The following is a 26,971-nucleotide window of genomic DNA, read 5'->3' on the forward strand; positions in this document are numbered from 1 at the left end:
CCCATTTTTTTAATACGAGATATCATTAGTAAATATAGTATAAAGAATTTAATAAAGAAGATTTTAATGGAGGACTTAATAATGAGGCTTTTTTCGACAGATTCCATCGAGGATGCAGTAGAAATGTTTAGGTCTTCTGATAAAGATGTCCTAGAAGTGGAAAATGACCAGGGACATGTGATTGGTTATTTTACAAAAAGTGATTTAAATGAAGCGGTTCAAAAGGGCCGTTTGCATGAGCCCATTGGTCAATTAATAAGTATGGAAGTTGATGAACATGTGCGCTCTTCCATTCAACATACTGAAGGAAAGGAATACATAAAGCTAATCGAAAGCCATGTGTTTTCTGATATTATCGATTCTCTCTATGATGGTGTCTTTATTACGGATGGTCGAGGGATACCGGTTAAAGTGAATAAAGCATATGAACGGATTACCGATATTACGGCAGATAAAGTGATCGGCTTTCATATGAGTGACTTAGTTAAGGCTGGATTTTATTCAAAATCTGCATCGATGGAAGTGATCAAGTCAAAATGGCCGGTCACGGTTATGCAGACACTCCGCAATGACCGAAAAATTATTGTGTCAGGTACTCCTATTTTTAATAGAAAAAGAGAAATATTATATGTGATTAATAGTGTTCGAGACATAACCGAATTATTACGATTAAAGTTAGAGATTGAGGACCTGCAGCAGTTGAAATTATTGCGTCAATCGTCGAGAAGTATGATTGAAGAGAGAAATGGTGAGGAATTTATTGCTGTAAGCGAAGCAGCAGTGAAATTGTATGCACAGGCAGAACGGGTAGCAAAAACAGATGCAAAAGTACTTTTGAATGGTGAAAGTGGTGTTGGGAAAACACTTATCGCTAAATATATTCATGAAAATTCGAATCGACAAGGAGGCGCATTCCTTGAACTAAACTGTGGAGCCTTTCCTGCATCGTTAATAGAGGCAGAATTGTTTGGCTATGAAGCAGGTGCTTTTACGGGAGCATTAACAAAGGGTAAGAAAGGCCTGTTTGAGGTTGCTGACAATGGGACATTATTTCTCGATGAAATTGGTGATCTCCCCCTTGAAGTTCAAGTGAAATTATTAAAGGTCATTGAGGAACAGGCTTTTATACCTGTTGGAGGGTCTAAGGTAAAGAAAATTAATGTCCGAATTATAGCAGCGACGAACAAGGATTTAAAGGGACTTGTGAAGGAAGGACGTTTCCGAGAGGATTTGTATTACAGATTAAATGTTGTGCCAATATATATTCCGCCGCTTCGACATCGTTTAAAGGACCTTCTGCCTCTCATTCAATATTATTTAAATTTTTTTAATACACAGTATCAATGTCAAAAGGAAATATCGATTGAAGCACTTGATTTTCTTCATCAGTATGATTGGCCAGGTAATATTCGTGAATTACGTAATATTATCGAAAGACTTGTAGTCCTTACTATCCATGACACTATTGATGTAAAAGATTTACCTGAAGAAATAAAACCAGCAAAAACAGAGTATTTTCTTTTTCCCGAGGAAATTCTCCCCCTTAAACAGGCAGTTGATATACTTGAGCGTGAGTTAATAACTAAGGCACTTAAACGCTATAAGACGACGAGAAAGGCTGCCGAAGTGTTGAAGGTTAGTCAGTCAGCCATTGTGCAAAAAATGAAAAAATGGAATCAAAATGATTAATTTTTTAATCAAATGGATTGAAGTAGATTAAAAAACGAATCAAAAATGTCAAAATTATGACAATGGTTTTCAGAATTTTATAGTTTTTTCCTTATCTACACTCCCCTCTCTACTTTTGGCATGATTTTTGCAAGAGTATTAGAATAGAAAGGGGAGTTTTTTTGTGAATATTTCAACTTTTAAAATTGCCAACAAATTAATTACGGGGAATGGTGCAACTGAATGTCTTTTACATGAGGTTGAGCGCCTTGGAATGAAGAATCCATTAATTGTTACGGATGAAATTTTACAAGAAATAGGTGTGATTGAAAAGATTCAATCACTTTTGAAAGGGCTTTCCTATGGAGTTTTTACAGGTGTGAAGCCTGAACCTGAATTTTATGTTGTGGAAGAATGTACAGAAATGTTTAGAAAAGGCGAACATGATGGATTGATTGCTGTCGGTGGTGGAAGTGCCATAGATACAGCAAAGGCTGTTGCTGCCTTTTCTCCATTTGAAGGAAATCTAATTGAGCTAGTGGGAACAGATTTAGTTCCTGTAAAAGGGGCACCCATTATTGCTATTCCTACAACAGCTGGAACAGGATCTGAAGTAACCAATATCTCGATTCTTTCGGATAAGGACGCACAGCTGAAAAAGGGAATTGTTAGTGACTATTTGCTTCCAGATGTGGCAATCGTTGCACCGGAAATGACACTGACCATGCCTCCCTCTGTTACAGCAGCAAGTGGAATTGATGCGCTTGTCCATGCGATAGAAGCCTATATTTCCGTAAATGCTTCACCAATTACGGATGCACTCGCCCTTGGAGCCATGAAAATGATTGGAAAGAGCTTACCGAAAGCATACTCCAATCCTAACAATGTGGAAGCACGTGAACAAATGGCAACTGCCAGTTTAATGGCAGGTATGGCATTTGGAAATGCAGGTGTAGGAGCGGTACATGCACTTGCGTATCCATTAGGTGGCAGATATCATATTGCCCATGGTGTCAGCAATGCGTTATTACTCCCATTTGTTATGGAATGGAACAAAATTAGCTGTGTCGAACGATTCCGGGACATTGCTGAAGCACTTGGCGAAAAAACGGATGGATTAACGGATAGTGAAGCAGCAGATAAAGCAGTGCAAGCTATGAAAAGGTTATGTTCTGAGGTTAATATTCCCAAGGGGTTACACGCCTTTCATATTCCTGAAGAAGCCATCCCAGATATGGCTGAAGATGCGAGTAAAAATAATCGGTTATTAAAAAATAATCCACGTCTGCTGTCTAAATTAGATATTGAACAAATCTATCGATCTGCTTATTAAACAAGGTAAATAGAGGAGATGAAAATGATGAAGTGGAAAAAACGCCAGTACGGTGAGGAATCACCTTATATTCCATGTGGACCTTTTAAACTGCGTTTGCCGTTTATTCACTATCGGTTTGAATGGCCAGATTATGTACAAGGCTTGTTAATGTGTGCAGTGGACCTTGCAGCCATCCCACTCTTAATGGAGTTGCTCGGTATGCCCTTTGAGGTTGCACTTGCCGTGGTCATGCTAAATGGCTTGTTTTATTTAACGCACCATTTACTTGGCGATCCAGTGATTCCTGGATGGATAACGCCTGCCATTCCATTGATTATGGCTTATGTATCTCAATTTCCTGAAGGGGAACAAAGGGTTCAAGCATTATTTGCCTTCCAGCTTACACTTGGCTTATTATCTATCTTTTTAGGCATAACCGGACTGGCGCAAAAAGTAGTCTCCCTTGTACCATCTGCGATTAAGTCAGGGGTTATTATTGGTGCAGGGGTTGCCGCGGTTACTTCAGTTTTCCAAGTGGGCGGCCGATTTGAAAGCTTTCCATGGACGATATCAATTGCGGTAGGAATAGCTTTCTATCTAATCTATTCACAGCATTTTAATGCATTAAAAAATAAAAATAAGCTATTATCGACCATTTCAAATCTTGGGATTTTTCCAGTTATTGTTTTAGCAATCATTATTGCACCACTTTTTGGTGAAGCACCATGGCCGAAAGTGGAATGGGGATTTAGTAGTCCAGATTTCTCCGCTTTATGGAATGAATATACGGTGTTTGGAGTCGGATTTCCTTCATTTATGATGTTTATAACTGGATTACCGACCGTTCTTGCAGCTTATATTGTATTATTTGGTGATGTGCTACAAAGTAAGGCTCTTGTGAGTGAAGCAGATGATTTACGGCCTGATGAAAAAATAGATTATAATCCAAACCGTGCCCATCTTGTATTTGGGAGCCGTAATACGATTATGAGTTTATTTGGCCCAGATGTGACGATGTGTGGTCCTATGTGGGCAGCTATGCAGGTAGTCGTGATTGAACGTTTTAAACAAGGTCGTAAAGTCATGGATTCTATTTTTGGCGGTTCCGGATCTTTCCGTTGGGGGACGAATACAGGCTTGTTACTCCTTCCGATTGTTGGTCTTGTTCAACCAATATTAGGTGTAGCATTGGCTTTGACGCTTTTAATACAGGGATATGTAAGTATTAAAGTTGGGATATTAGAGTCAAAAAGCCAGCGTGACCTTGGAATAGCTGGCCTTATCGCGGCGGTTCTTGCCATAAAGGGCGCAGCGTGGGGATTTGCAGTGGGGATTATCCTTTGTTTCCTTATTTATGGAAAGAACTTTTTCAGAGGAGAGAATGATGAAACATTCGCTAAAGATTTAGTGAATGAGCAGATAAAAAAAGTCTCATAAAATAGATGGTAAAAAGGATGAATCATAATGGAAAAATACTTAATGTATTGCAATGGTGAATGGATTGGCAATGATCTTCCAGTATTTGAAGTAAATAATCCAGCAACGCACGAGGTGATTGCAACGGTTCCTTTCGGAGGAAAAAACGAAGCGAGACTTGCTGTAGATGCAGCAAATGAGGCTTTTCCCGAATGGGCGGCACTGTCTGCCTATGAACGAAGCGATTATATTCGTGCTTGGTATGAGTTGATTAAAGAAAATGAAATGGACCTTGCGAGAACGATGACAATCGAACAAGGTAAGCCCTTGAAGGAGGCACTTGGTGAGGTCCAATATGCGAATGGATTCCTTGCCTGGTATGCGGAAGAAGGGAAACGTATTTACGGAGAAACCATTCCAGCGACACAGCGCAATAAACGTTTATTTGTGCTAAAGCAGCCGGTGGGTGTCGTAGCAGCTATTACACCATGGAATTTTCCAGCTGCGATGATAACACGTAAAGTGGCACCTGCATTGGCAGCTGGTTGTACGGTAGTAGTGAAGCCGGCCGAACAAACACCCCTTACTGCTTTAAAGCTTGCTGAACTAGCTGAAAAAGCAGGTATTCCAAAGGGAGTTATGAATGTCATTACTGGTGATGCAAAGGAAATTGGAGCGGTTTTACTAGAAGATAGTCGTGTGCGAAAGCTTACTTTTACTGGGTCCACGGAAGTAGGAAAACTACTGATGCGCGGCTTGGCTGAAACAGTGAAGAAAGTTTCACTTGAACTAGGTGGACACGCTCCTGTCATTATTACAAAAAATGCCGATATGGATAAGGCGGTAAATGGTGTGATTGCGGCGAAGTTCCGTAACGCAGGGCAAACCTGTGTATGCTCGAATAGAATTTATGTACATGCGGATCGTCGTGAGGAGTTTACACAAAGATTTACAGCGAAAGTAAAGGAATTACGAATCGGAAATGGGCTGGATGAGGGGATTGAAATTGGTCCACTTATTGATGAAGCTGCTATTGCAAAAGTAGAAAAGCACGTAAATGATGCGGTCGAAAAAGGTGCAAAGCTAGAGACAGGCGGAAAAAAAGCAAACGGTCTTTTCTTTGAGCCTACTGTTCTTTCAGATGTGGACGATGATATGCTTTGCATGACGGAGGAGACCTTTGGTCCGTTGGCACCTGTTACCACCTATACAAGTGAAAAAGAAGTAATTTTACGTGCTAATAACTCCATTTTTGGTCTGGCAGCTTACGTATTCTCAGAAAATATTTCTGAAGCCATTCGGATTGCTGAAGGATTGGAATATGGCATTATTGGTCTAAACGATGGTTTACCATCCACCCCGCAAGCTCCATTTGGTGGATTCAAACAAAGTGGTCTCGGTCGTGAGGGCGGACACCACGGGATTGAAGAGTACTTAGAAGTAAAATACATTTCCTTAGGCCTATAAAGGTATTATCGGTAACTATTTTATTATTCTGAACCCTATTCATATGGGTTCTTTTTTTGTAGTACTAACTTACTAAACTACGGGTTTGGGTTGTAGGTATAAATTAGGTAAAAAGTATGGAAATGAGGAAAATTTATGATAATTATGTAATCCCTGTATTAAATGGATGGAGACCTGGTGTAGAATGAAAAACATAGGGGAATTTGTCGAAATAGTATGACCGGGAGTGTTTGAATGTTAAAGGAGCAGACAAGATATTCACGACTAGCCAATATTACTGAAATGATTAATACGAAGCTTGATTTACGCGAAGTATTGGAGCAAGTAACAATCGCCATTTCTGAAGAAATCGTTCAATGTGATTCTGTTGGGATATATTTACCACAGGTGGATGGGAAATTCAGAGGGTATGTAGGAAAGCCCGAGACCATTAATGGTTGGACATTGGATATGCATATCATTGATACGGAATATGATTTGTTAGCAAAAGAGGTAATTGAAACAAACAAAGCCATTTATATACCTGACACTTCAAAGGATGACCGACCTGATCCAAGGGCTGTCGATGGATTTCAAATTAAATCATTATTAGTTCTTCCCATCTCTTTCGAAGAAGAGTTATTTGGCTTGGTTTTTTTATTTGATTATGGAACTCCGATGAATTTAACAGACGATGAAATTCAAACAGTAGAAGCCTACGTCAATATGGCTGCTGTGGCCATCCAAAATGCCAATAACTTAACACATAAAGAGAATCTTATTTCAGAAAAGCAATTGCTTCTTGATGTAACACGTGATTTATCGATGTGTTCCTCCATGCAAGAAAGCTTAGATACGTGTTTTTCCTACATAGGAAAGGTATTAGATAATTACAATATAGGTGTTCACCTACTCGATCCTTTAGCAGAGAAACGGATTCGGCCGGCGAAATTAAGTAAAGATAGTGATTGGACTGAAGAAGAATGGATTAGAACACATAATAAAATAAAAATTGACCAAAGTAATGATGCGGTGATGCAAGAGGTTATTGAAACAAAAAAACCAATTCTCATTCCAGATGTATATGCAGATGAAAGACCAAACCATGATGTCTGCCGCAATTTCGGGATGAAAGGTCTTTTTATGATTCCCTTAGTTTCTATGGGTGAAGTGTTAGGGCAAATTTCTGTTGTTGATCTTGGTGGGGATCATTTTTCGTTTTCCGAAACGCAAATACAGCTGGCACAATCCATTGTTGATGCGACAGCTTCCACATTATCAAACCTCTTATATATGGAGAAACAAGAAGTCATTATTGAGGAGAGAACTTCAGAAATAACGGAGAAAAATCAAGAACTTGAAAAAGTTGTGACTGAGTTAAAGCAGCTTAGCCGTGAAAAGGAATTGATTCTTAACTCTGCGGGTGATGGAATATTTGGGTTAGATCTTGAGCGAAATATTACTTTTTGTAATCCTGCGGGAGCTTCCATGTTAGGCTACGATGTAAAAGGCGATTTAATAGGGAAATCTGCCACGAGAATTTTTTCAAATGGAAGTGACCAAAAAGGACAAAATAATGTGCCCACCCCTTTTGATGGAAACTGGGACCATTTTTATAAAGATGATAGGTTCATCAGAAAAGACAAATCTAGTTTTCCGGTTGAATATGTAATCACTCCTATTAAAGAGGGTGACAAAATTGTAGGGGAAGTAGTTACCTTTAAGGACATCACCCAAAGGAAACAATTGGAGGAAGAGATTAAGTACCATGCCTATTTTGATAGTTTAACAGAATTACCAAATAGAGTGCTGTTAAAAGACAGGCTTAATCAAGGGATTACTTACGCGCAGATGAATGGAGAAAAACTAGCCGTTCTCTACTTGGACCTAGACCGGTTTAAGTTTGTAAATGACACCCTTGGTCATAGCTTTGGGGATCTATTGCTTCGTGAGGTTGCCGAGCGGTTGAGTAATTGTGTGCCAAAAACAGCCACCGTATCAAGGCAGGGTGGCGATGAATTTACGATTTATTTACCTAATATTAAGAATGAAAATGAAGTGTTAAAAGTAGTGAATCGAGTCATCGATTCATTTTCAAAGCCTTTTAACTTAGTAGATAGTGAAATCTATATTAAAACAAGCATTGGGATTAGTTTGTTCCCTGATAATGGTGATACAACAGAAATATTAATAAAAAATGCGGATACGGCCATGTATAAATCAAAAGAAATTTCAGGTAATAGTTATCATTTCTTTAGTGAGGGAATGGATACACGAACATTTGAGACGATTAAACTTGAGAATGCCTTGTACAAGGCGTTAGAACAGAAAGAATTAGTATTGTATTATCAGCCGCAAATAAATTATCAAACGAAAATGCTGGAAGGAGTAGAAGCCTTACTTCGTTGGAATCACCCAGAGCATGGCATGATTGTACCAGATAAATTTATTCCGATTGCGGAAGAAACGGGTCTAATTGTACCAATTGGTGAATGGGTGCTGAAGGAGGCTTGCAGACAGTTAAAGGAATGGCATGACCAAGGATATCCTTTTATCAGTATGTCAGTAAATCTTTCCGTACGACAGTTTGAACAGAACAACTTATTTTCGATTGTTAAGAACGCTTTAAAGAAGGTTGGACTATCGCCTGAGTATTTACACCTAGAGCTTACTGAAAATTTAATTATTAAAAATACTGAGTTAACCTTAAAGACCATGAAGAAATTAAAAGGTTTAGGTATTAATATTGCCATTGACGATTTTGGTACAGGCTATTCTTCACTAGGTTATTTGAAGAACCTTCCAATTAATACGTTGAAAATTGATAAGTCCTTTGTACAAGACATGACGAATGATGATGCAGCCATCACCAATACAATTATTATGTTGGCCCAAAATTTAAGCCTAAATGTCATTGCGGAAGGTGTTGAAACGAAGGAACAAGCAGAATTTTTAGCCGCCCGAAATTGTCATATGATGCAAGGTTATTTTTTCAGCAGACCAATAACAGCTCAGGAAATAATACAAAACTTTTTCTCTACCGTAGATAAAGATAAGTGAAAAGAGGGATTGTCATGAAGGCAGCACGTAGTGTATTAAAATATTTAAAAGAGTATGGGGTAAAACATATTTTTGGGATTCCAGCGGGTGCAGTTAATGCATTATTTGATGAACTATATGATATGCCGGAAATCACACCGATTGTCACAAAGCATGAAGGAGCAGCTTCTTACATGGCTGCTGCTTACGCAAAATATAGTGATCAATTAAGTGTTGTCATCGGCTGCAGTGGGCCAGGCGGAACCAATTTAGTAACAGGTGCGGCGAACGCCATGAGAGAACATTTACCTGTGTTGTTTATAACGGGTGCTGTACCTGTCAACACTGAAGGACTAAATGCCTCCCAGGAACTAGATGCTGAACCTATCTTCCGTTCGGTTACTAAATATAGTGTAACAGTTAAGGATTCCAGGGAGTTACTAAACCAAGTAGTAATAGCTACAGAAATAGCATTATCAGGTGTGCCTGGTCCTGTCCATATTGCGATACCAATTGATATTCAACACGAACAAGTGCAAGATCATGATATCCCGAATCCACCTAAGAGAGATCCAATTGTTCCGGAGCTTGATTTCATAAAAATGGCAGCGAAAGAATTGCTGGCTAGAGAAAAGGGCTATATTTTTGCAGGACAGGGAATGAGGAACTCTACGGAGCAATTAATAGAGTTAGCAGAAATGCTAGATTGGCCGATTGTGACTACGCCGCAAGCAAAAGGATATATTCCTGAAGACCATCCGCTTTTAGTTGGAGTGTTCGGTTTTGCTGGCCATGAGGCTGCGTCAAAATTAATCACGGAAGGCGATGGAGAAGCTTTATTAATTGTTGGATCAAGCTTAGGCGAAACGGCGACGAATAACTACAATGGCAGCCTGACAAAGAATCGCTTCACCGTACAAATGGATTTCGACCAAACCGTATTTAATCGAAAATATCCTGTTGATTTGCCGATATTAGGTGATATTCATTTAAGTTTATTATTTTTAATAGAAGAATTAAGAACGCTTGGGATAACGAGGAAAGAGCCAAAGTGTGTCGTTGATAAGCGGGAAGATACTGCTCAGAATATGGAAGAGTATAATACCAAAAATGTCTTGTTAACTCTTCAAAACTGCTTACCTTCATCTACTAGATATACCATTGATATTGGTGAATTTATGTCCTATGTCATTCATTATATGAAGGTAATAGATTCGGATAGTTTTAATATTAATGTACATTTTGGCGCTATGGGAACTGGAATTGGCTCAGCCATCGGAAGTAAACTAGCTGAACCTGAACGCCCTGTCGTATGTATTACCGGGGATGGCTGCTTCTTCATGCATGGAATGGAAATTTTAACAGCGAAAGAATATAACCTTCCTATTTTGTTTGTTGTCATGAATAATGCTCGTTTAGGAATGGTGTATCACGGACATTCATTACAATTCCGCCGTACTCATCCGTCCTTTGAACAGGAACCAATCAATATTAGTGCAATGGCAGCTGCAATGAATATTCCAAGCTTTAGAGTTTCCGCTCTAGAAGACCTTAATCAGAATGTCATTAACAGCTTATTGGATCTAAAGGGACCTGCCCTGCTAGAAATAGCGTTGACCGATAATAATGTTCCACCGATGGGCGACCGGGTGAAGTTCTTATCATCGTTTGGAAAATAAAAAGAAAGAAGTCATATAGGGAAGCCCTATATGACTTCTTTTACAGATAAGGATAATAATCCTGAATGGCTTTCATAATGGCTCCCATGGTCCGGCCTTTAAATTCATCCTGGATCGCTTCACCTGTAGGGTTATTGTAAAAGCTACAGGCATTTTCGTTATCGTAGCTGTATCCGAGTCTTGTTAAGGTTTGTTGTAATTCTGTCGGAACCCCCGTTAGTCCTGTTTTTTCAGCAAAATATGCAGTCGGAAAGATTTTGACATCGATATCTCCGGGGCCAGTATGTACAACAAATAAGTCATTTTCTTTTTGAACGATCCACTGTCCCTTTGAGTAAATGGAAATTCTTGCTCGCTCTAAGGAAGAAATAGCATCTAAATTAATGCCAAAAAGTTCATTGATTGTTTTGCGAATGTCTGCGCCAGATAGCTTTTTTTCGTGCTGATGGATATAAGCATCTAATATGGATTTGGGTGTATGGAAAGCTTCACCCAGTGACAAAGATGCAATAAATTCACTAGAGATGACCGTTTTTGTCTCTAAATCAAGCCCGAACAGAGACTTTACGATGTGACGCACCTCTGTATAGCCAAAGTTTCCTCCGTAGGAATTCAGATAGTGATCCATCATTTCTATTTTGGTCATGTTTGAGTCTGTTTGAATCATTATTTTCTCCCCTCAATTACCATTCCTTTGGTTCATAGTTAAGCTCAAGGAATAATTGATTTCGTTCTTTTTTAGATAAGTCCCGCCATTGTCCAACTGGTAAATTTCCTAAATGGATATTCATGATTCGAGTTCGCTGAAGTCTAACCACTTGGTAACCGAGAGCTGAACACATCCGCCGAATTTGGCGGTTAAGTCCCTGAGTTAAAATAATTTGAAAGACGTACTTAGATAGCTGAGTCACCTTACAAGGAAGTGTTTTGGTATTAAGAATCTCTACACCCTCAGACATCTTCTTTAAAAATTCAGGGGTAATCGGCTTGTCCACAGTGACAATATACTCTTTCTCGTGTTTATTTTCCGCACGTAATATCTCGTTGACGATATCACCATCGTTCGTAAGCAGGATTAACCCTTCTGACTCTTTATCCAGTCGCCCAATATGAAATATCCGTAAAGGATGATTAACGAAATCAACAATATTGCCCTTTACATGCCTTTCGGTTGTACTGGTAATACCAACAGGCTTATTTAAAGCAATATATACATAATTGTTTGTGACCTTAATGGGATTTCCATCAATTCGTACATCATCTCCAGGCTCAACCTGGGCTGCCGATTTGTGCCACCTTTCCGTTAATAGTGATTCTACCCTCACTAATTAATTTATCCGCTCCACGCCTTGAAGACTTTCCAGATTCACTAATAAACTTATTAATACGCATAGTACGACACACCCTTAAGTGGATAATTGTAGATTTAAGAATAACGAACAATGGTTGGATTTTCAAGCTTCCCATTGGTGCCTGACACCCTCTTATACACTAAAATGTCATTTGAATCAGGTCTGGCCTCATAGTATAGTTAAATTAGTAGATTAATAGTAAGTGGTACCCTATTTGACTATATGCCAAGGAGAATTTGAATGGAAGAGATTTCTTTTCGAACAAAGATTTTTATTGGGGAGCATGCGTTAGATCGACTCAACCAAATAACAGCGGAACGAATATTTATTGTTACCGATCCTTATATTGAAAAGTCTGGAATGACAGCAGAAGTGACAAATCGACTTCAGTCTAAAGATAATGAGTATCAAATTTTCAGTGATATCGTACCAGATCCTCCGATTGAAACAGTGGCAGCAGGAGTAAAAGTGATTCAGGAGTTCAATCCTAGTGTTTTGATAGCTATTGGCGGAGGTTCAGCTATTGATGCAGCCAAGGCGATGAAGGATTTTGCAATTAGATTATCACCGCAGCAAAAGGATATGAAATTCATTGCCATTCCGACAACAAGCGGCACAGGAACAGAAGTGACGTCCTTCTCAGTTATTACGGATGAAGTAAATCATGTGAAGCATCCACTCGTTTCTGATGCTTTATTACCAGATGAGGCAATTTTAGATACCCATCTTGTTAAGTCTGTACCTCCAACGGTTACGGCCGATACAGGAATGGATGTCTTAACCCATGCCATTGAAGCATATGTATCAACGAAGGCAAATGATTTCTCAGATGCTTTTGCTGAAAAAGCTGTTCAGCTTATTTTTGATTATTTACCGCGTTGCTATAAGGACGGTAATGATTTAGAGTCAAGAGAAAAGGTTCATCACGCTTCGTGTTTAGCAGGTTTAGCTTTTAATATGGTTGGATTAGGAATCAATCACAGTATTGCCCATGTGTGTGGGGCACAATTTCATATTCCACATGGAAGAATGAATGCGCTTTTACTCACACCCGTTATTGAATATAATGCTGGGCTGCAGGGGTTAACTCACCAATCCTTTAGTTCGGCAGCAAAAAAATATGCTCAGCTTGCGAGAGTATCTGGTCTGCCAGCGGCAAACGTTCGAGTCGGTATTAATAGTCTGATTCAGCATATTAACCAATTAAAAAGAGAGCTTCAAATGCCAACAAGCTTGCGGGCTTGCGGTATGAAAAAAGAACAAGTGATGTCAGTATTGGCTGCTATCAGTGAAGCTGCATTGAAGGACGGTTGTACGGCAACCAACCCACGAATTCCAACAAACAAAGAAATCGAAACCATCGTTGAAAAACTATTCTAATTTTAAGTGGTTAATCCTAATGGATTAACCTTTTTTATATTGAAAAAATTGACATGTCGAACGATTCAAAGACTATTTTGCTATTTTTAAAAAAAAATACTAAAAAACTACTAATTCCTCTCCAAATTCTGACAAAAAATTAAGTTCTAAAATGTTAATTTATTAGTAATTACCATTAGCGAGGAGATAGATATGAAAAAATTATCAGTCATTTTTGTACTCTTATTTAGTATCTTTTTCTTTAACCTGCCGCACTCAGAGGCAGCAAGTTCTCAGTTACTTATTATCAACAAGAAAACGAACACCCTAGCATTTTACGATAATGGGAAACTAGTAAAAACATTTAGGGTAGCTACAGGGAGATCAAGAGATTTAACCCCTGAAGGTAAATTTAGGATTGTAACAAAGATAAAAAATCGTCCCTATTACACGGGAGGAATTCCTGGAGGAGATCCGCGGAACCCACTAGGTGACCGTTGGATGGGATTAGAAACCAGAGGTACATATGGAACTACCTATGGAATCCATGGTAATAATAACGAAAGCTCAATTGGTAAATATATCAGCTCTGGCTGTGTGCGAATGCATAACGAGGAAGTTCGTTGGCTGTATGACCAAGTTCAACTATATACAACGGTCATTATCACTTATTCTAGCAGCAGCTTTGATGCGATTGCAAAAGCGAATGGGTATTCAGCTACAACAAATGGGTGGGTCTTGAATGGTGGAAAATGGTACTACTATTTGAACGGAACAGCTAAAACCGGCTGGTTATCACAAGGCAGCACGTGGTACTACTTTGACGGTTCTGGTGTCATGAAGACTGGCTGGGTATTAACAAATGGAAAATGGTATTATCTTGATAAAAGTGGAGCTATGAAAACAGGTTGGGTATACACTGGTGGAAAGTGGTACTATCTAGATTCTTCAGGTTCGATGAAAAAAGGATGGTTGCAGGATAAAAACAAAAGGTACTATCTAAGTAATTCGGGGGCTATGGTTACTGGTTGGCTAAAAGATGGTGCTGTTTGGTACTATTTACAGAATAGTGGTGCTATGAGAACTGGTTGGATGCTTGATAAAGGTAAATGGTATTACTTAGAAACAAGCGGAGCAATGAAAACAGGCTGGTTAGAAATAAATGGTAGTAAGTATTTCCTAAACAGTGACGGTGCTATGGGTATAGGCTGGAAGGAAATTGAAGGTAAATGGTACTATTTCAACGGATCTGGTTCAATGGCAGCTAATACAGAAATTAACGGTTATAAGCTAGGTGCTGATGGAGCATGGATTCAAGTTGAGTATGTCGCATTAGGGGATTCCTTAGCGGCTGGAATGACTCCATTGGGAGAAGATGAAAAGCCTGTAAATGGAGTTGACCCAAATTGGGGATATCCGAACTATATTGCAGAGAAATTCGCAAAATCCTATCAATTAATTGAATTCGTAAACTACGGAGTTTCTGGTTATAAAACAGATGATGTAATTGCAGATTTAGGTAAAGCAGAAGTTCAAAAAGAAATTAAAGAAGCAACACACGTAACTATTGATATCGGTGCAAATGACTTGCTTCCAGTGATTCAAACCAAACCGGCAGATGCACCAGCAACAATAGCTACCATTGCTGCAAAATTAAATGGTATTTTAAGCACTATTGACGCATTAAATCCAAAGGTTAAGGTATATGTGATGGGCTATTACAATCCATTCCCATATGTAACTGATGTTCAACAAAAAGCACAGTTTGAACAATTATTAACAGCAATGAATGGCCAAATTCAGGCACAGGCTGTTAAGAATGGTGATACATTTGTGCCGACGGCTCAAGTGATTAATACCGCTAATTTCGCAGAATACCTGCCAAACCCACAGAATATTCACCTAAGCGTAACAGGCTATCAAGTGGTAGCAGGCGAGTTCTGGAAGGTAATGCAGTAATTAGAGAATAGGTTAAAGGCAAAGGCACCTTTTAATGAAGGTGCCTTTATTTTTTTGAGTTGGATTCTTTTTGCATTTAAGTAATATTTGTAACATTACTCTACTGTTTACATATTTGTATACACGTGTACTTTTTGTAAACAAAATGTTTACAAAAACGTTTACATGTTTACAAATACGTTTACTTCCTAGTAAATCAGCATGTATACAACCTTGTCATTCGTGGATACAAAAAAGTATACATGTCTACCACAGTTTACATATTGTTTACTTTTTTACACTTATATTTCTTTTCTGTCTGTGTCATTGAACAATCTATTAAACTCCTTTAGCCTTATAGAAAGAAACTAGATTTCGAGAATAAATTGATTAAATGAAAAGGAATGATGTGTATGACTAAGTCTAGAATTGCTGCAGTAGATGTGGGAAATGACTCCATTAAGGCCCTTTTCGGTGAGCTAGAGTATGAATTAAATATTCCAAACATTATCGCTAGAGACACAGAGGATCGCCCTGTCATTGGGATAGAAGAACTCGATAATAAAAACCCTTTAGATGGCATTCATATTAAGGTACACTCCCCTGCCCTAAAGGAAAACAATGCCATTTACCGTATCGGTCACCTTGCCACGAAAAGTAATAACGCCACTGAATTAGACCCTGGCAGCAGTAAATCTGAAGAAGATCAAACACTTGTCATGTTGTTTGCTACTTTGGCATTGGATGCAGTGCAGGAAAATCGCCCTTTTTCAAAAACAAAGAATGTCATTGATGCAAGCTATACCTTAGGAACTGGCCTCCCCCTCCGCGAAGTAAAGGAAGGGAAAGATGCGGGGTATCGCTCCAAGTTAATTGGTTCCGTTCATCAGGTAGAGTTTCTCGTGACACCAAAATACCAAGGACTCAAGGTGAATATAAAATTTGATGAGGTAAAGGTTTATCCAGAAGGATTTGCCGCCTATATTAACTTGGTTATGGATAATAGTGGGAAAATTATCAATAAAGACTTACTCGATAAACGGATTTTAATCCAAGATATCGGTGGCTTATCCACTGATATCGCTGTAATTAAGAATCGAAATGTTGATGATGATAAAGCCCAGGGCTTTAACCTAGGAGTGTCTGAATCACTAGAAGCAATTCGTGAAGAGATTCGGACGAAGCATGGCGTTGAGCTCGACAGCCGCCGCGATGTCGTGGAAATTATCACGAAGAAAAATGACCGCAACCATATTATGGTGAAAGGAAGCCGGACGAGTGTTCATGACATTACAGACCGGATTTTGCTTGACTTAGCCAAAAAGCAATACCGTTTATTACGAAATGTATGGCAGCGAAATTCCCAAACGGAAATCTGTTATTTTGTTGGCGGCGGGGCCAATGTGTTAAAAGAATATCTTAAGACACTAAATAACAATTTGGATGGCTACAACATCGATTTCTTTGAGGATGAAAAAGAAAGCATTTGGATGATGGCCAATGCGTATTACAAACTAATTATGGATTTTGTAAGAAAATCAGAGAAACAAAAAGCGGTCCCAGATAAAGCACCAGTAAAAAGTTAATAAGGTGATTCTATGAAAAAAGCTGCCGCAAATGAAATAAAGAGAGGCCAAGCGATTTCCTTTCGCGTCCCCTCTGATACCCCTGAACATATTGTAAAGCATTTGCAAAAATTAAAAGAAACCGAGCGAAGGAATTTTTCCAGTAAAATTGCTGACTTCGTGATGCAGGGTGTGAGCCATTCTTATTCAAGAGAAAAAGAAACCATAACCATTCCCCTCCCCCATAAATTGACGAAAGCCCAAAGGGACTGGTTGAAGCACGAGCACTCGGAAGCCTTGCTGGGAAGTATTCTTTTTCAGCTAATTTCGGACCCTGTGCGGGCGACGTCGTTACTGGCTTCTTTAAATAGCCAATCGCTGGATATTGAGGAAGCCCTATATCTTCAGGAAAAAATATTTCCCGAGAAACAACCAATTTCTACGTTTGAGGTTGGTGGTTTTGAAGAAACGGCGGCGGCTGTAGAAGAAGCACCCCCACCCATTGATTTGAATGATATGGATGATGATCTCAGCGATTTTGATTGGGAAAGTGCGAAATCATTAGAAGCACCACCGGTTGTTGAAGAGGAACCAGATGAAGAGGATGTTGAAGACCTGCTTGGCGGGTTTTTGGCGAATATGAATAAATGATGAAGCCAAGCGGCCAGACCTTGAACAAAGGGTCTGGCCGTTTGCATTTATTGGATTAGTGCTGTTTATTTGGCAGCCGTTGGCTTTGATGTGCCCTGCTTTGACGTTCTTTATTTTTCTCATCTTTTTGTTGTTTTTCATGTAAATCTTCAACGAATTCATGCGTACTTTTGTTATCCATCTGCAACATCCTCCTTTTGTAAACTGAACCATTGTTAGTGTGACCATATGTGGTGGAAATATGTAATCAGTCTAATTCCCTTCTTGTTTTTATATTAAGAAAAATGTTGGATTGAAATGGAGTCTGGGGTCATATGAATAAATAATAGGGATTTCCTACTGACAAGCAAATTTACTTGCCTTGAATGTTGAATAAACATTATATTCATAGTGGAAACATTCGCCAAAAATAAATCTATGAAACTATTAATAGAGGAACAGGGTGGTGGGTTGATGGAGCTGCCTGCTAATATTGTCCGCGCCGACGGCACGTTAAATGATGAATTAATCTTGAAAAAAGAACAACTCTATAAAGGGATGAATGGAAGGTTTGTAGAAAGATTTTATTTGTCTCCAACGATGAGCTATATTTTTAAACCTTTGACGAATAATGGTCAATTAGGGCAGGAGGTGTGGGTACATGAGAATGTCCTCCCCCAATTCCCTGCTATTTTTCCAAAAATTATTTCACATACTATCAGCGAGCAGCCAGAGTTAAACTGGATGATTCTTGAGGACCTTGGCGCACTCACCCATACCTTTACTGAGGAAAGTGTATTAGGTGTGATAAAGTGGGTGGCCTGGTGGCACTCTCTCTCGATTGATAACCTCGCTCATGTTCCGTCAGCAGGACTAAAGCCTCGTTTGGAAGATATCGTAACAGATGTGCTTCACATGAAGAATGAGTTCATGCAGCAATTGCCAGGCTTACAATTAGACCGTGGGTTGATCGAACAAGTGTACACCACACTCGAGACATTTGAGTTTTCAAAGAGGTTGGTTTTATCCCATGGTGATTTGCATGTAGGGAACTTTGCTGTTGTCGGTCAGCGACTGATGATTCTAGATTGGGAGCACACACACTTAAATATACCTCACTGGGATTTGTACCATGTCATTGATATGTCTCACCCACTTTTTCCGAAGAGGATTACACCTCAGTTTCGAGAGCAAATCCTTAAAGTGTATATGTCTCAAGTTGAATTTGAAATAGACGAAGAGCAATTTTTAAAGGAATATTATTTATTCTCTGCTGTATTCTCTGTTTGGATGCTTCTTCTTATTCAAAAAGATTTAAAGGCGGAGAATGCCAAGTGGCCAAGAGAACAATTGGAGCGACAATTAACAGAGACCATTTTGAGCTTGGGGCAGTGTGCTGCCGCTCTTCTCATATGCGAAAAAAGCTAACCCGTTTGTTGTGAATGGGTTAGCTTTCTTTTGGTTTTATGCTTTTTGTTCGGTTAGCTTGATGATCTCAATGACTGTTTGGGTAGCCTTGATCATGTTGTCGACGGAAATGAACTCAAATTTTCCGTGGAAGTTTTCGCCACCGGTAAAAATATTCGGTGTGGGCAGTCCCATATAGGAAAGCTGTGAGCCGTCCGTACCGCCGCGAATTGGTTTGGTGATTGGTTCGATGCCTAAGCTCACCATCGCTTCGTGGGCAATATCAACGATTTCCATGACCGGTTCAATTTTTTCCTTCATGTTGTAATATTGGTCATTCAGTTCAAGGGTAATGGTGCCCTCGCCATACTTCTCTTTCAGCTCAGTCACAATGCCTTCGAGGGTGGCCTTTCTAGCGTGGAAGGTTTCGCGATCATGATCACGGATAATATAGTTCAGCTTTGTTAGCTCAACATCGCCATTAAATGAAATCAGATGATAAAAGCCTTCATATCCTTCTGTATGCTCTGGCGCCTCCCCTGCCGGTAGCTTACTATGTAATTCCATGGCAATTTTCATGGAGTTGACCATTTTGTTTTTAGCTGATCCGGGATGAATGTTGTTTCCCTTGATGGTAATTTTTGCTCCGGCTGCATTAAAGCTTTCGTACTCTAACTCTCCTAGTGGACCGCCATCAACCGTGTAGGCATGCTTCGCATTGAACGCCGCAACGTCAAACTTATGTGGCCCCCTGCCAATTTCCTCGTCCGGTGTGAACGCAACGCGGACTGCACCGTGCTTGATTTCTGGATGGTTGATAAGGTACGCCATAGCTGTCATGATTTCGGTGATGCCCGCTTTGTTGTCCGCACCAAGAAGGGTTGTGCCATCTGTGGTGATTAATGTGTGCCCTTTATAGGTAGGCAGGCTTGGGAAATCTTTTGGTGACATGACTACATTTAGTGCTTGGTTTAGGATGATTTCACCGCCATCGTAGTTTTCAACAATCTGTGGGTTGACGTTTGTTCCAGTGAAGTCTGTGGCTGTATCGACGTGTGCAAGGAAGCCAATGGTAGGAACTGCTGGTTTCTCGGTGTTGGCGGGTAAGGTCGCCATCACGTAGGCGTTCTCGTCGATTGTTACGTCGTGCATGCCAATTGATTTTAATTCGTTGACGAGCATGTGGGCTAATGTCCACTGCCCATCTGTCGATGGACAGGTCTCGCTGCTCTCATCGGATTGTGTGTCGATTTTTACATAGGAAGTAAATCTTTCAATAAGCTCATTTTTCAATTCACTGCACTCCCCTTTTTAAGTATATTCAAGGTTATCATACCACTTTATGGGAGGGGTTACATCAAATTCAAAACAAGTGTTGAGGTCTCGACTAGGGGTTGCGATCTCTAATTGGCGGATGGCGTGCTCCAATTGGCGGATAGTGAGTTGCAATCAGCGGATAACGAGTGTCAATCAGCGCAAAGCGATCTAATTGGCGGATAGCGGATCGCAATCAGCGGATAAAGTGCTCCAATCAGCGCAATGCCATCTAAAATAGGTAACTAAGGTTTCTTAATCAGTTTACTAAGATCCGCCCTATATAAACGGTACCTATTTTTTCCTTCAGGTGTTAGATCCATACTCTGCAAAATACGTTTGGCTGTGTCAATATCATCTACCCCCAAAAACTCCCTACACTCCCGATTCGAAATCGTCCTCTTAAAAATCAAAAACCACTCCCTTAGGTTTTGCTCATGGGCCAGGTGATCGGTTGCCTCACAAAAAGGGCAATACCACGTTCGAGGCAGCTTCACCATCCCTATCCTGCCGCACCCCCCACACCTTACGCCTGGTTTAAAATCCTTAAAAGGAATCTTATATGCTTCAGAAATAGGCTTGGGGACAAATGGTTGATGGCTATGGAGAAGTTCAGTAGATAGCCAGTTAAATGTTTCGTGATCTAACTTCTTTCCATGCTGTGGAAGACTACGAATATAAGTGGGAAGCAAGTTGGGGAATAACAGCTTGGTCTTCGCTGGAGGAACCGCAATGATTTGTTTTGGATAAGCGAGGACGACCGCTCCATAAATAGGGAGACGAATATTCCTCCCCTGCAAAAACGTTCCCAATAAATCTTGATTACGCTCCAGTTGAACAACCGGGCTCTCGAAGCCATCCTTATGACCGTCCTCCCGCGTTCGAATCAACTGTGGCGGATTATCCTTGAACTCCAGCACACCGCCAATGTTCTTTACCTCTAAAACCACACCAAACCAAGGTGTCAAAGCAACAGTGTCCATTTGGAATCTTTCATCGGATGAGGGAGATAAATCGTGGAATAAGTGGTTGGCGAATGAAAAGCTGTGTCGGCGAAAAATCTCAGCAACCCGTTCCTCCCCGCCAATTCCAGCTTCTACAGATGCTTGTTTAGCTGCCAAAACTGGGAGCAATGAATGGCCGGTAGATAACCTGCTTTGAGCCGCAATCAACCCTTCTAGCGTTAATGAGTAATCTCTATTCTTCATACAAATAGTACGTCACCTCCATAAAAAATAAACCCTACCTTATGCATCGTACCACTGCCATACGCCTCATACTATGCCTATCACAATAAATACAAATTTTTGTAAAAAATTAAGGTTGACCACCATTGACCACTAGAGTCAACCGGAGTAGAATATAATTGACTCAAGTGGTCAATGGTTTACCCAAGGAGGGCGCACATATGTATTCCAAATTTCTCAACCTTGATTCAGAAAAACAAAACCGAATTATTAATGCCGCAATCAAAGAATTTGCTCAAAAGGGATATAGCAACGCCTCGACCAATGAAATCGTGAAGGAAGCAGGCATTTCAAAAGGGTTGCTGTTTCATTATTTTCAAAACAAAAAGCAGTTGTTTCTCTTTTTATTCGATTCTTGCGTGGAACTCATCACGGATGACTTTTACAAAAAAATCGATTTAACGGAAACAGACTTTTTCCAGAGAATCCGCCAGTCCGTTTTAATCAAAATGGAACTCCTGGCCCAATACCCAAACATCTTCAAATTCGTCGAAAAAGCTTATTTGGATGACTCGGCTGACATCCAAACGGAAATGCAGAAGAAAATCAGAGAACTAAATCACATCAATATCGGAAAAATTTACGAAGGCATTGACGTTTCTAAGTTTAGAGACGATATCGATATTCAAAAGATCTTTAAGATTATCACATGGACCTTTGAAAAATTAAGTGACGAGGAACTTTACAAAGCGAAGCTGTTACCTAATTATGAAATCGATTATCAAAAGGTCCAAAAAGAAGCAGAAGAATATTTTGAGATACTCATTAAGTGCTTTTATAAATAGGGGGTTGTGACGATGAATGTGATTGAAATTAATAATCTGACAAAGATGTATGGCAAATCACGAGGCATCACTGATATTAGCTTTCATGTGGAGGAAGGCGAAATCTTTGGTTTCATTGGGCCCAACGGTGCAGGAAAATCAACAACCATCCGAACACTTCTGTCGCTGATTTATCCAACCAGTGGCAGTGCGACCATCTTTGAGAAGGATTGCATTAAGTTTGCCCCGGAAATAAAACGGGAAATTGGCTACCTTCCATCAGAGGTTTTTTACTATGACAATATGAAAGTAAAAGACTTATTAAACTACTCAGCTAGTTTTTATAAAAAGGATTGCAGTAAGAGAATCAAAGAATTAGCGGAAATCATGAACTTGGATCTGAATAAAAAAATCGATGACCTTTCTTTAGGGAACAAAAAGAAGGTAGGAATTGTCCAGGGACTGCTCCATGAGCCAAAGCTTATCATCTTAGACGAACCAACGAGCGGCTTGGACCCACTAATGCAGCAAAAATTCTTTGAATTACTGGAGGAAGAAAATAAAAAGGGTGCAACGATTCTTTTTTCATCACATATCCTCAGTGAGGTTCAGAGACTGTGTAATCGAGTGGCTATAATTAAAGAAGGGAAAATCGTAACCGTCGAAAAGATTAGTACCTTAAAGGAAAATACCTACAAAAAGTTCAAAGTTGAAACAATAGACCAACAGGATCCTGCTTATTTTAATATCAGCGGCGTCAATAATTTAACCGTAAAGGACCACGTGACGAGCTTTATTTTTAAAGGGAATATTAATACCATCATGAAAAAGATAGCGGATATTGAGATTGCGAATCTTTGGATAGAAGAGCCAGATCTTGAGGAGATCTTTATGCATTACTACGAAAAGGAGGCGTAAGGAACGATGAATATCTTTTTCCATGAATTAAAAGCTTATCGGAAGTCGACGATTATTTGGACGGTATCATTAATTCTGGTTACCCTGCTGTTCATGTCCATGTTCCCTGCGTTTGCGCGTGATGCCGAGGAATTCAAAAAGCTTTTGGAAGGTTATCCTGAAGGGGTAAGGAAAGCGATCGGTTTGAATCTGGAAAATTTGTTTTCTATTCTCGGATTCTATTGTTATGCCTTATCGTTTATCACCCTTTGCGGTGCCATTCAGGCTATGAATCTCGGAACGTCTATTATCAGCAAGGAGGTACGTGAAAAAACGGCCGACTTTCTGTTAACGAAGCCAGTTACAAGGACAACAATTGTAACCTCTAAGCTGTTGGCGGCCTTCTCGTCCCTCGTCATAACAAATATAGTGTATATTGCGGCGGCGTCAATCATTGCATCGCAGGTGAAGACGGAGGATTTCAGCTTAAAACTACTAATCTTGCTGTCACTTACCGTCTTTTTTATTCAACTGATTTTTTTAGCAATTGGTATCATTGTTTCGGTTGTAGTTCCTAAGATTAAATCCGTGTTGGCGGTATCTCTTAGCACCGTGTTTGCCTTCTATTTCTTAGGCATGCTTAGTGCGACTTCAGGAGAGGAAGGAAAACGGTATCTTTCCCCCTTTAAATATTTTGACACGGCCTATATTCTGAAACATTCAGCATATGAAATATCATTTATGATCACGGGATTGATTGTGATTGTGGTGGCCATCGGAGCGAGTTATGTTGTTTATACCAAGAAGGACATCCATGCTGTTTAAGGTAAATGGAGGGGTAAACTCATGAATATTTATCGAAAAGAATTGAAATCTCACCGGAAATCGCTCATCTTTTGGTGCATTGGAGTCATCCTCATGGTGGCATCAGGTATGAACAAATACTCTAGTTTGTATTCTTCAGGGCAATCGATGAATGACCTGATGGCCGATATGCCTAAGTCAATGCAAGCCATCATGGGGGTCGGTGCCTTTGATTTATCCAAGGCGAGCGGGTATTATGGCATGCTGTTTTTATATTTGGTCTTGATGGCAACCATTCATGCTGCGATGCTTGGAGCGACTATTATTGCTAAAGAGGAACGTGATAAAACCTCGGAGTTTTTATTCGTCAAACCCGTATCGAGGGAAAAGATCATTACGGCCAAGCTGTTGGCTGCCTTCACGAATATCGTTATCTTTAATCTCGTTACGTTTGTATCATCGGTCGTTATTGTCGGGAAAGTCAGCGACGGCGAAAAGATAAACGGGCATATCGCTTTAACGATGCTCGGCATGTTTAGTTTGCAGCTGTTGTTTATGGTCATTGGCAGTGCCATTGCGGCCTTTAAAAAGAGGCAGAAAACAGCCGCATCCATGGCTACAGCCATTCTTTTGCTTACGTTTGTTCTATCGGTTGTCATTGATTTAAATGAGGATTTAGACATTCTTAAATATCTGACCCCTTTCAAATATTTTGAAGCAAAGCATATGATGGTTGGTGATGGGCTGGAGGCTGTATTTGTTGTTTTATCACTCCTTATCACTGCGGTCCTTACTTATGGTACCTTTGCTTTTTATAAAAAAAGAGATTTAAACGGGTAAAACTCCCCCCTTCCTTTTATTCATTTAACAATAGTGTTAATATAAGAAAATGAATTGGTAAAAGGAGGATAAATAGATGACACAGAATGAAAACCAAACACTACCGCCAAAAACTTGTTCCGTTGAGCGTTTAGTGACAATGGAAGAAGACGTGAAAAAGGTCTTAGCTGGTGAAAAGACAGCGACTCGCAGAAATGGAAGATACGCGGATCCAGGTGAAATTATGACACTTGAGGGCCGTCAATTTGTCGTTGATAAGGTGTACTCACAGAGTTTAGGTGAATTAACTGACGATGATGCTCGCCGCGAGGGCTTCAACAATGTGGAAGAATACAAACAATCCATCCTAAGCATCCATCCAGGAATGCCATGGCTGCCGCAAATGCGCGTATGGGTACATGAATTCAGCCCTGTTCAGGATTAATAATTGTAATTTGAGGCTGGCCTTAGGGCCGGCTTCTTTTTTATCCCCGATATTTTGAAAGTCTAATTAATTGTTTAATAAAGGAAAACAAAACTATAATAGCATTATTAAAGTTGGCTGACAGGTTGGGGTGGAATTATGAAGTTTCTGTCAAAATACACAAAGAAGTACTGGAAAACCTTTTGCTTAGCAGTTTTATTTCTCACCTTTGAGGCAATCAGCGACCTGCTGCAGCCCACGATTATGGCAAAAATCATTGATGAAGGAGTAGCGAATAGAGACATTCATTATGTATTAAAAATGGGCGGACTGATGCTGTTGATCACAGCCTTTGGTGCAGTAAGTGCATCAACAAGGAGTGTCTTAGCGAGCATTGTTTCACAAAGCTTTGGAACAGAATTAAGGTCCGATTTATTTAAAAAAATTCAATCCCTTTCGTTTAAAAACCTCGATAAGTTTGACCGCGCGTCCTTAATTACTCGTCTGACAAACGATGTGACACAAGTGCAGGTATTCGGTAATGGATTGATGCGGATTTTTGTAAAAGCCCCGCTTTTAGCGATTGGCGGCTTAATAATGGCGACGCGGTTGAATTTGCATTTATCGGTTGTGTTAGCTGTGGTAGTGCCTATTGTAGCGCTATTAATTATTTTTAACTTAAAATTAGGATTCCCCCTATTTTCCAAGGTACAAATGGCATTGGATCGGGTGAATTCTGTAATGAGGGAATATTTATCAGGGGTTCGTGTGGTAAAGGCCTTTAATCGTTTTGATGTGGAAATTGGTAAATTCAGCAAGGCAAATGATCATTTTAAGGATCAATCTGTCACAGCTAGCCGCCTCATGGCCACCTTTAGCCCAGCGATCATGCTGACAGTCAATCTGGGGATTGTTGTCGTCCTTTGGATTGGTGGGTTAGGCGTGGATTCCGGTGGGATCCAGGTTGGCCATATTATTGCTTTTACCAACTATATGACTCAAATCTTATTTTCCTTGATGATGATTTCTATGGTATTCAATATGTTTGTCCGGGCAAAGGCCTCAGCAGGGAGAATCGATGATGTATTTTTACTAGAAGATTCCTTTACCTGGGATCAGGAGGACCTTCATAGTCAAACGGAAAAAGGAAGAATTGATTTTGAAGATGTTACCTTTGCCTACGAAGGAACAACAGGTGAACCCATTCTAAAACATATTAATCTCACCATACGTTCTGGAGAAACGGTTGGAATCATTGGTTCAACTGGTTCAGGGAAAAGTACCCTGGTCAACCTGATTCCCCGCTTTTACGACGTCAACAGTGGGACGATAAAAGTAGATGGTGAAAATATTCAACGAGTAAATCCCAAGAAGCTGAGAGAGAAAATTGCGATTGTCCCGCAGAAAAACATCTTATTCTCGGGAAGTGTGGCGGAAAATCTCCGCTGGGGAAAAGAGGATGCAACCGAGGAAGAAATGGTAACTGCAGCATCAATGGCCGGAGCGCACGACTTTATCAATGCTTCACCTGAAGGCTATCACACAAGAATTGGCCAAGGCGGGGTTAATTTTTCAGGAGGGCAGAAACAGCGGATTTCGATTGCCAGAGCGTTAATAAAAAGACCGGAGATTTTAATCCTTGATGATAGTACAAGTGCCGTGGACGTGGCAACTGAGGCGAAAATCAAAACAGCCTTAAAAAAGTATGCCAAAGGGCTTACCTGTTTACTAATTGCCCAGCGGATTACCTCTATCATGGATGCCGATAAAATCGTTGTTCTTGATCACGGAGAACTAGTTGGGGTTGGCACCCATCAGGAGCTAATTGAGACGTGTAAAGTGTATCAAGAAATCTACCAATCTCAAATCGGCAAGGAGGGGTTGTAAG

The 26,971-nt window shown here is 40.0% G+C and carries 21 protein-coding genes and 1 pseudogene; 17 read left to right on the forward strand and 5 right to left on the reverse strand.

The features are described from left to right. Positions 1-81: 81 nt before the first annotated feature. From QFZ87_RS02570 to QFZ87_RS02595, 6 genes are all read left to right on the forward strand, one after another. On the forward strand, positions 82-1,689 hold the full coding sequence (locus QFZ87_RS02570) for a sigma 54-interacting transcriptional regulator (RefSeq protein WP_309857286.1): 1,608 nt from the start codon (positions 82-84) through the stop codon (positions 1,687-1,689). A 163-nt stretch (positions 1,690-1,852) separates the two neighbouring features. After that, positions 1,853-3,001 carry an iron-containing alcohol dehydrogenase gene (locus QFZ87_RS02575; RefSeq protein ID WP_309857288.1) on the forward strand — a complete coding sequence of 383 codons (1,149 nt, stop codon included), beginning with the start codon at positions 1,853-1,855 and terminating at the stop codon, positions 2,999-3,001. Positions 3,002-3,028: 27 nt separating this feature from the next. Then, a complete protein-coding gene (locus QFZ87_RS02580) occupies positions 3,029-4,420 on the forward strand; it encodes a hypothetical protein (RefSeq protein WP_309867601.1) in 1,392 nt (463 codons plus the stop codon). 27 nt (positions 4,421-4,447) lie between these two features. After that, positions 4,448-5,866: an NAD-dependent succinate-semialdehyde dehydrogenase gene (locus QFZ87_RS02585; protein ID WP_309857290.1), complete on the forward strand. Its 1,419-nt coding sequence runs from the start codon at positions 4,448-4,450 to the stop codon at positions 5,864-5,866. A gap of 234 nt (positions 5,867-6,100) precedes the next feature. After that, complete coding sequence (locus tag QFZ87_RS02590) at positions 6,101-8,905, forward strand: EAL domain-containing protein (protein WP_309857292.1); 2,805 nt, start codon at positions 6,101-6,103, stop codon at positions 8,903-8,905. Positions 8,906-8,919: 14 nt separating this feature from the next. Further along, positions 8,920-10,563 carry a thiamine pyrophosphate-binding protein gene (locus tag QFZ87_RS02595; RefSeq protein WP_309857295.1) on the forward strand — a complete coding sequence of 548 codons (1,644 nt, stop codon included), beginning with the start codon at positions 8,920-8,922 and terminating at the stop codon, positions 10,561-10,563. A 40-nt stretch (positions 10,564-10,603) separates the two neighbouring features. On the opposite strand, the gene QFZ87_RS02600 is transcribed toward QFZ87_RS02595, so the two are convergent. Together QFZ87_RS02600 and rluF are read right to left on the reverse strand one after the other, a co-directional pair. Continuing rightward, positions 10,604-11,230, reverse strand: coding sequence for a hypothetical protein (locus tag QFZ87_RS02600; RefSeq protein WP_309857298.1), 627 nt, complete (start codon positions 11,228-11,230; stop codon positions 10,604-10,606). Between the two features lie 16 nt (positions 11,231-11,246). Then, positions 11,247-11,955: pseudogene (rluF, locus tag QFZ87_RS02605) on the reverse strand (23S rRNA pseudouridine(2604) synthase RluF). 200 nt (positions 11,956-12,155) lie between these two features. Between rluF and QFZ87_RS02610 the strand changes: the two are divergent. The 4 genes from QFZ87_RS02610 (at position 12,156) to QFZ87_RS02625 (ending at position 17,428) form a co-directional block, all read left to right on the forward strand. Then, positions 12,156-13,295, forward strand: coding sequence for a 1-propanol dehydrogenase PduQ (locus QFZ87_RS02610; protein ID WP_309857300.1), 1,140 nt, complete (start codon positions 12,156-12,158; stop codon positions 13,293-13,295). Positions 13,296-13,487: 192 nt separating this feature from the next. Continuing rightward, on the forward strand, positions 13,488-15,233 hold the full coding sequence (locus QFZ87_RS02615) for a L,D-transpeptidase family protein (RefSeq protein ID WP_309857302.1): 1,746 nt from the start codon (positions 13,488-13,490) through the stop codon (positions 15,231-15,233). A gap of 392 nt (positions 15,234-15,625) precedes the next feature. Next, positions 15,626-16,798: an Alp7A family actin-like protein gene (locus tag QFZ87_RS02620; protein WP_309857305.1), complete on the forward strand. Its 1,173-nt coding sequence runs from the start codon at positions 15,626-15,628 to the stop codon at positions 16,796-16,798. A gap of 12 nt (positions 16,799-16,810) precedes the next feature. After that, positions 16,811-17,428, forward strand: a complete 618-nt coding sequence (locus QFZ87_RS02625) for a hypothetical protein (RefSeq protein ID WP_309857307.1) — start codon at positions 16,811-16,813, stop codon at positions 17,426-17,428. Between the two features lie 55 nt (positions 17,429-17,483). Here the strand turns inward: QFZ87_RS02625 and QFZ87_RS02630 are convergent, their stop codons facing one another. Beyond that, positions 17,484-17,609: a DUF4023 domain-containing protein gene (locus tag QFZ87_RS02630; protein WP_308081715.1), complete on the reverse strand. Its 126-nt coding sequence runs from the start codon at positions 17,607-17,609 to the stop codon at positions 17,484-17,486. Positions 17,610-17,845: 236 nt separating this feature from the next. Here QFZ87_RS02630 and QFZ87_RS02635 point away from each other — a divergent pair, with 236 nt between their 5' ends. Beyond that, a complete protein-coding gene (locus QFZ87_RS02635) occupies positions 17,846-18,835 on the forward strand; it encodes a phosphotransferase (protein WP_309857314.1) in 990 nt (329 codons plus the stop codon). 36 nt (positions 18,836-18,871) lie between these two features. Here the strand turns inward: QFZ87_RS02635 and pepT are convergent, their stop codons facing one another. Both pepT and QFZ87_RS02645 read right to left on the reverse strand, forming a co-directional pair. Beyond that, on the reverse strand, positions 18,872-20,107 hold the full coding sequence (gene pepT, locus QFZ87_RS02640; protein WP_309857316.1) for a peptidase T: 1,236 nt from the start codon (positions 20,105-20,107) through the stop codon (positions 18,872-18,874). 266 nt (positions 20,108-20,373) lie between these two features. Continuing rightward, positions 20,374-21,336 (reverse strand): nuclease-related domain-containing protein, encoded by a 963-nt coding sequence (locus QFZ87_RS02645; RefSeq protein ID WP_309857319.1) that lies wholly within the window; start codon positions 21,334-21,336, stop codon positions 20,374-20,376. 200 nt (positions 21,337-21,536) lie between these two features. Between QFZ87_RS02645 and QFZ87_RS02650 the strand changes: the two genes are divergently transcribed. The 6 genes from QFZ87_RS02650 (at position 21,537) to QFZ87_RS02675 (ending at position 26,970) form a co-directional block, all read left to right on the forward strand. Further along, positions 21,537-22,160 (forward strand): TetR/AcrR family transcriptional regulator, encoded by a 624-nt coding sequence (locus QFZ87_RS02650; protein WP_309857322.1) that lies wholly within the window; start codon positions 21,537-21,539, stop codon positions 22,158-22,160. Between the two features lie 12 nt (positions 22,161-22,172). Next, positions 22,173-23,057, forward strand: a complete 885-nt coding sequence (locus QFZ87_RS02655) for an ABC transporter ATP-binding protein (RefSeq protein ID WP_309857325.1) — start codon at positions 22,173-22,175, stop codon at positions 23,055-23,057. Positions 23,058-23,063: 6 nt separating this feature from the next. After that, positions 23,064-23,861: an ABC transporter permease subunit gene (locus tag QFZ87_RS02660; protein WP_309857328.1), complete on the forward strand. Its 798-nt coding sequence runs from the start codon at positions 23,064-23,066 to the stop codon at positions 23,859-23,861. A gap of 21 nt (positions 23,862-23,882) precedes the next feature. Beyond that, entirely contained in the window at positions 23,883-24,680 is a 798-nt protein-coding gene (locus tag QFZ87_RS02665) for an ABC transporter permease subunit (protein ID WP_309857333.1), read from the forward strand. A gap of 76 nt (positions 24,681-24,756) precedes the next feature. Further along, positions 24,757-25,104: an ASCH domain-containing protein gene (locus tag QFZ87_RS02670; RefSeq protein ID WP_309857335.1), complete on the forward strand. Its 348-nt coding sequence runs from the start codon at positions 24,757-24,759 to the stop codon at positions 25,102-25,104. Between the two features lie 138 nt (positions 25,105-25,242). Continuing rightward, positions 25,243-26,970, forward strand: coding sequence for an ABC transporter ATP-binding protein (locus QFZ87_RS02675; RefSeq protein ID WP_309857337.1), 1,728 nt, complete (start codon positions 25,243-25,245; stop codon positions 26,968-26,970). The last annotated feature ends 1 nt before the right edge of the window (position 26,971 follow it).

Source organism: Bacillus sp. SLBN-46 (assembly GCF_031453555.1).
In the GTDB taxonomy this organism is placed as follows: Bacteria; Bacillota; Bacilli; order Bacillales; family Cytobacillaceae; genus Neobacillus.

What these genes read in the sequence shown, in the direction of transcription:
- QFZ87_RS02650 (WP_309857322.1), top strand. Translation starts at nt 21,537, where the DNA reads ATGTATTCCAAATTTCTCAACCTTGATTCAGAAAAACAAAACCGAATT.
- QFZ87_RS02665 (WP_309857333.1), top strand. Translation starts at nt 23,883, where the DNA reads ATGAATATTTATCGAAAAGAATTGAAATCTCACCGGAAATCGCTCATC.
- QFZ87_RS02600 (WP_309857298.1), bottom strand. Translation starts at nt 11,230, where the DNA reads ATGATTCAAACAGACTCAAACATGACCAAAATAGAAATGATGGATCAC.
- QFZ87_RS02630 (WP_308081715.1), bottom strand. Translation starts at nt 17,609, where the DNA reads ATGGATAACAAAAGTACGCATGAATTCGTTGAAGATTTACATGAAAAA.
- QFZ87_RS02620 (WP_309857305.1), top strand. Translation starts at nt 15,626, where the DNA reads ATGACTAAGTCTAGAATTGCTGCAGTAGATGTGGGAAATGACTCCATT.
- QFZ87_RS02655 (WP_309857325.1), top strand. Translation starts at nt 22,173, where the DNA reads ATGAATGTGATTGAAATTAATAATCTGACAAAGATGTATGGCAAATCA.
- QFZ87_RS02585 (WP_309857290.1), top strand. Translation starts at nt 4,448, where the DNA reads ATGGAAAAATACTTAATGTATTGCAATGGTGAATGGATTGGCAATGAT.
- QFZ87_RS02625 (WP_309857307.1), top strand. Translation starts at nt 16,811, where the DNA reads ATGAAAAAAGCTGCCGCAAATGAAATAAAGAGAGGCCAAGCGATTTCC.
- QFZ87_RS02660 (WP_309857328.1), top strand. Translation starts at nt 23,064, where the DNA reads ATGAATATCTTTTTCCATGAATTAAAAGCTTATCGGAAGTCGACGATT.
- QFZ87_RS02670 (WP_309857335.1), top strand. Translation starts at nt 24,757, where the DNA reads ATGACACAGAATGAAAACCAAACACTACCGCCAAAAACTTGTTCCGTT.
- QFZ87_RS02590 (WP_309857292.1), top strand. Translation starts at nt 6,101, where the DNA reads ATGTTAAAGGAGCAGACAAGATATTCACGACTAGCCAATATTACTGAA.
- QFZ87_RS02675 (WP_309857337.1), top strand. Translation starts at nt 25,243, where the DNA reads ATGAAGTTTCTGTCAAAATACACAAAGAAGTACTGGAAAACCTTTTGC.
- QFZ87_RS02570 (WP_309857286.1), top strand. Translation starts at nt 82, where the DNA reads ATGAGGCTTTTTTCGACAGATTCCATCGAGGATGCAGTAGAAATGTTT.
- QFZ87_RS02595 (WP_309857295.1), top strand. Translation starts at nt 8,920, where the DNA reads ATGAAGGCAGCACGTAGTGTATTAAAATATTTAAAAGAGTATGGGGTA.
- QFZ87_RS02635 (WP_309857314.1), top strand. Translation starts at nt 17,846, where the DNA reads ATGAAACTATTAATAGAGGAACAGGGTGGTGGGTTGATGGAGCTGCCT.
- QFZ87_RS02580 (WP_309867601.1), top strand. Translation starts at nt 3,029, where the DNA reads ATGAAGTGGAAAAAACGCCAGTACGGTGAGGAATCACCTTATATTCCA.
- QFZ87_RS02645 (WP_309857319.1), bottom strand. Translation starts at nt 21,336, where the DNA reads ATGAAGAATAGAGATTACTCATTAACGCTAGAAGGGTTGATTGCGGCT.
- QFZ87_RS02615 (WP_309857302.1), top strand. Translation starts at nt 13,488, where the DNA reads ATGAAAAAATTATCAGTCATTTTTGTACTCTTATTTAGTATCTTTTTC.
- QFZ87_RS02610 (WP_309857300.1), top strand. Translation starts at nt 12,156, where the DNA reads ATGGAAGAGATTTCTTTTCGAACAAAGATTTTTATTGGGGAGCATGCG.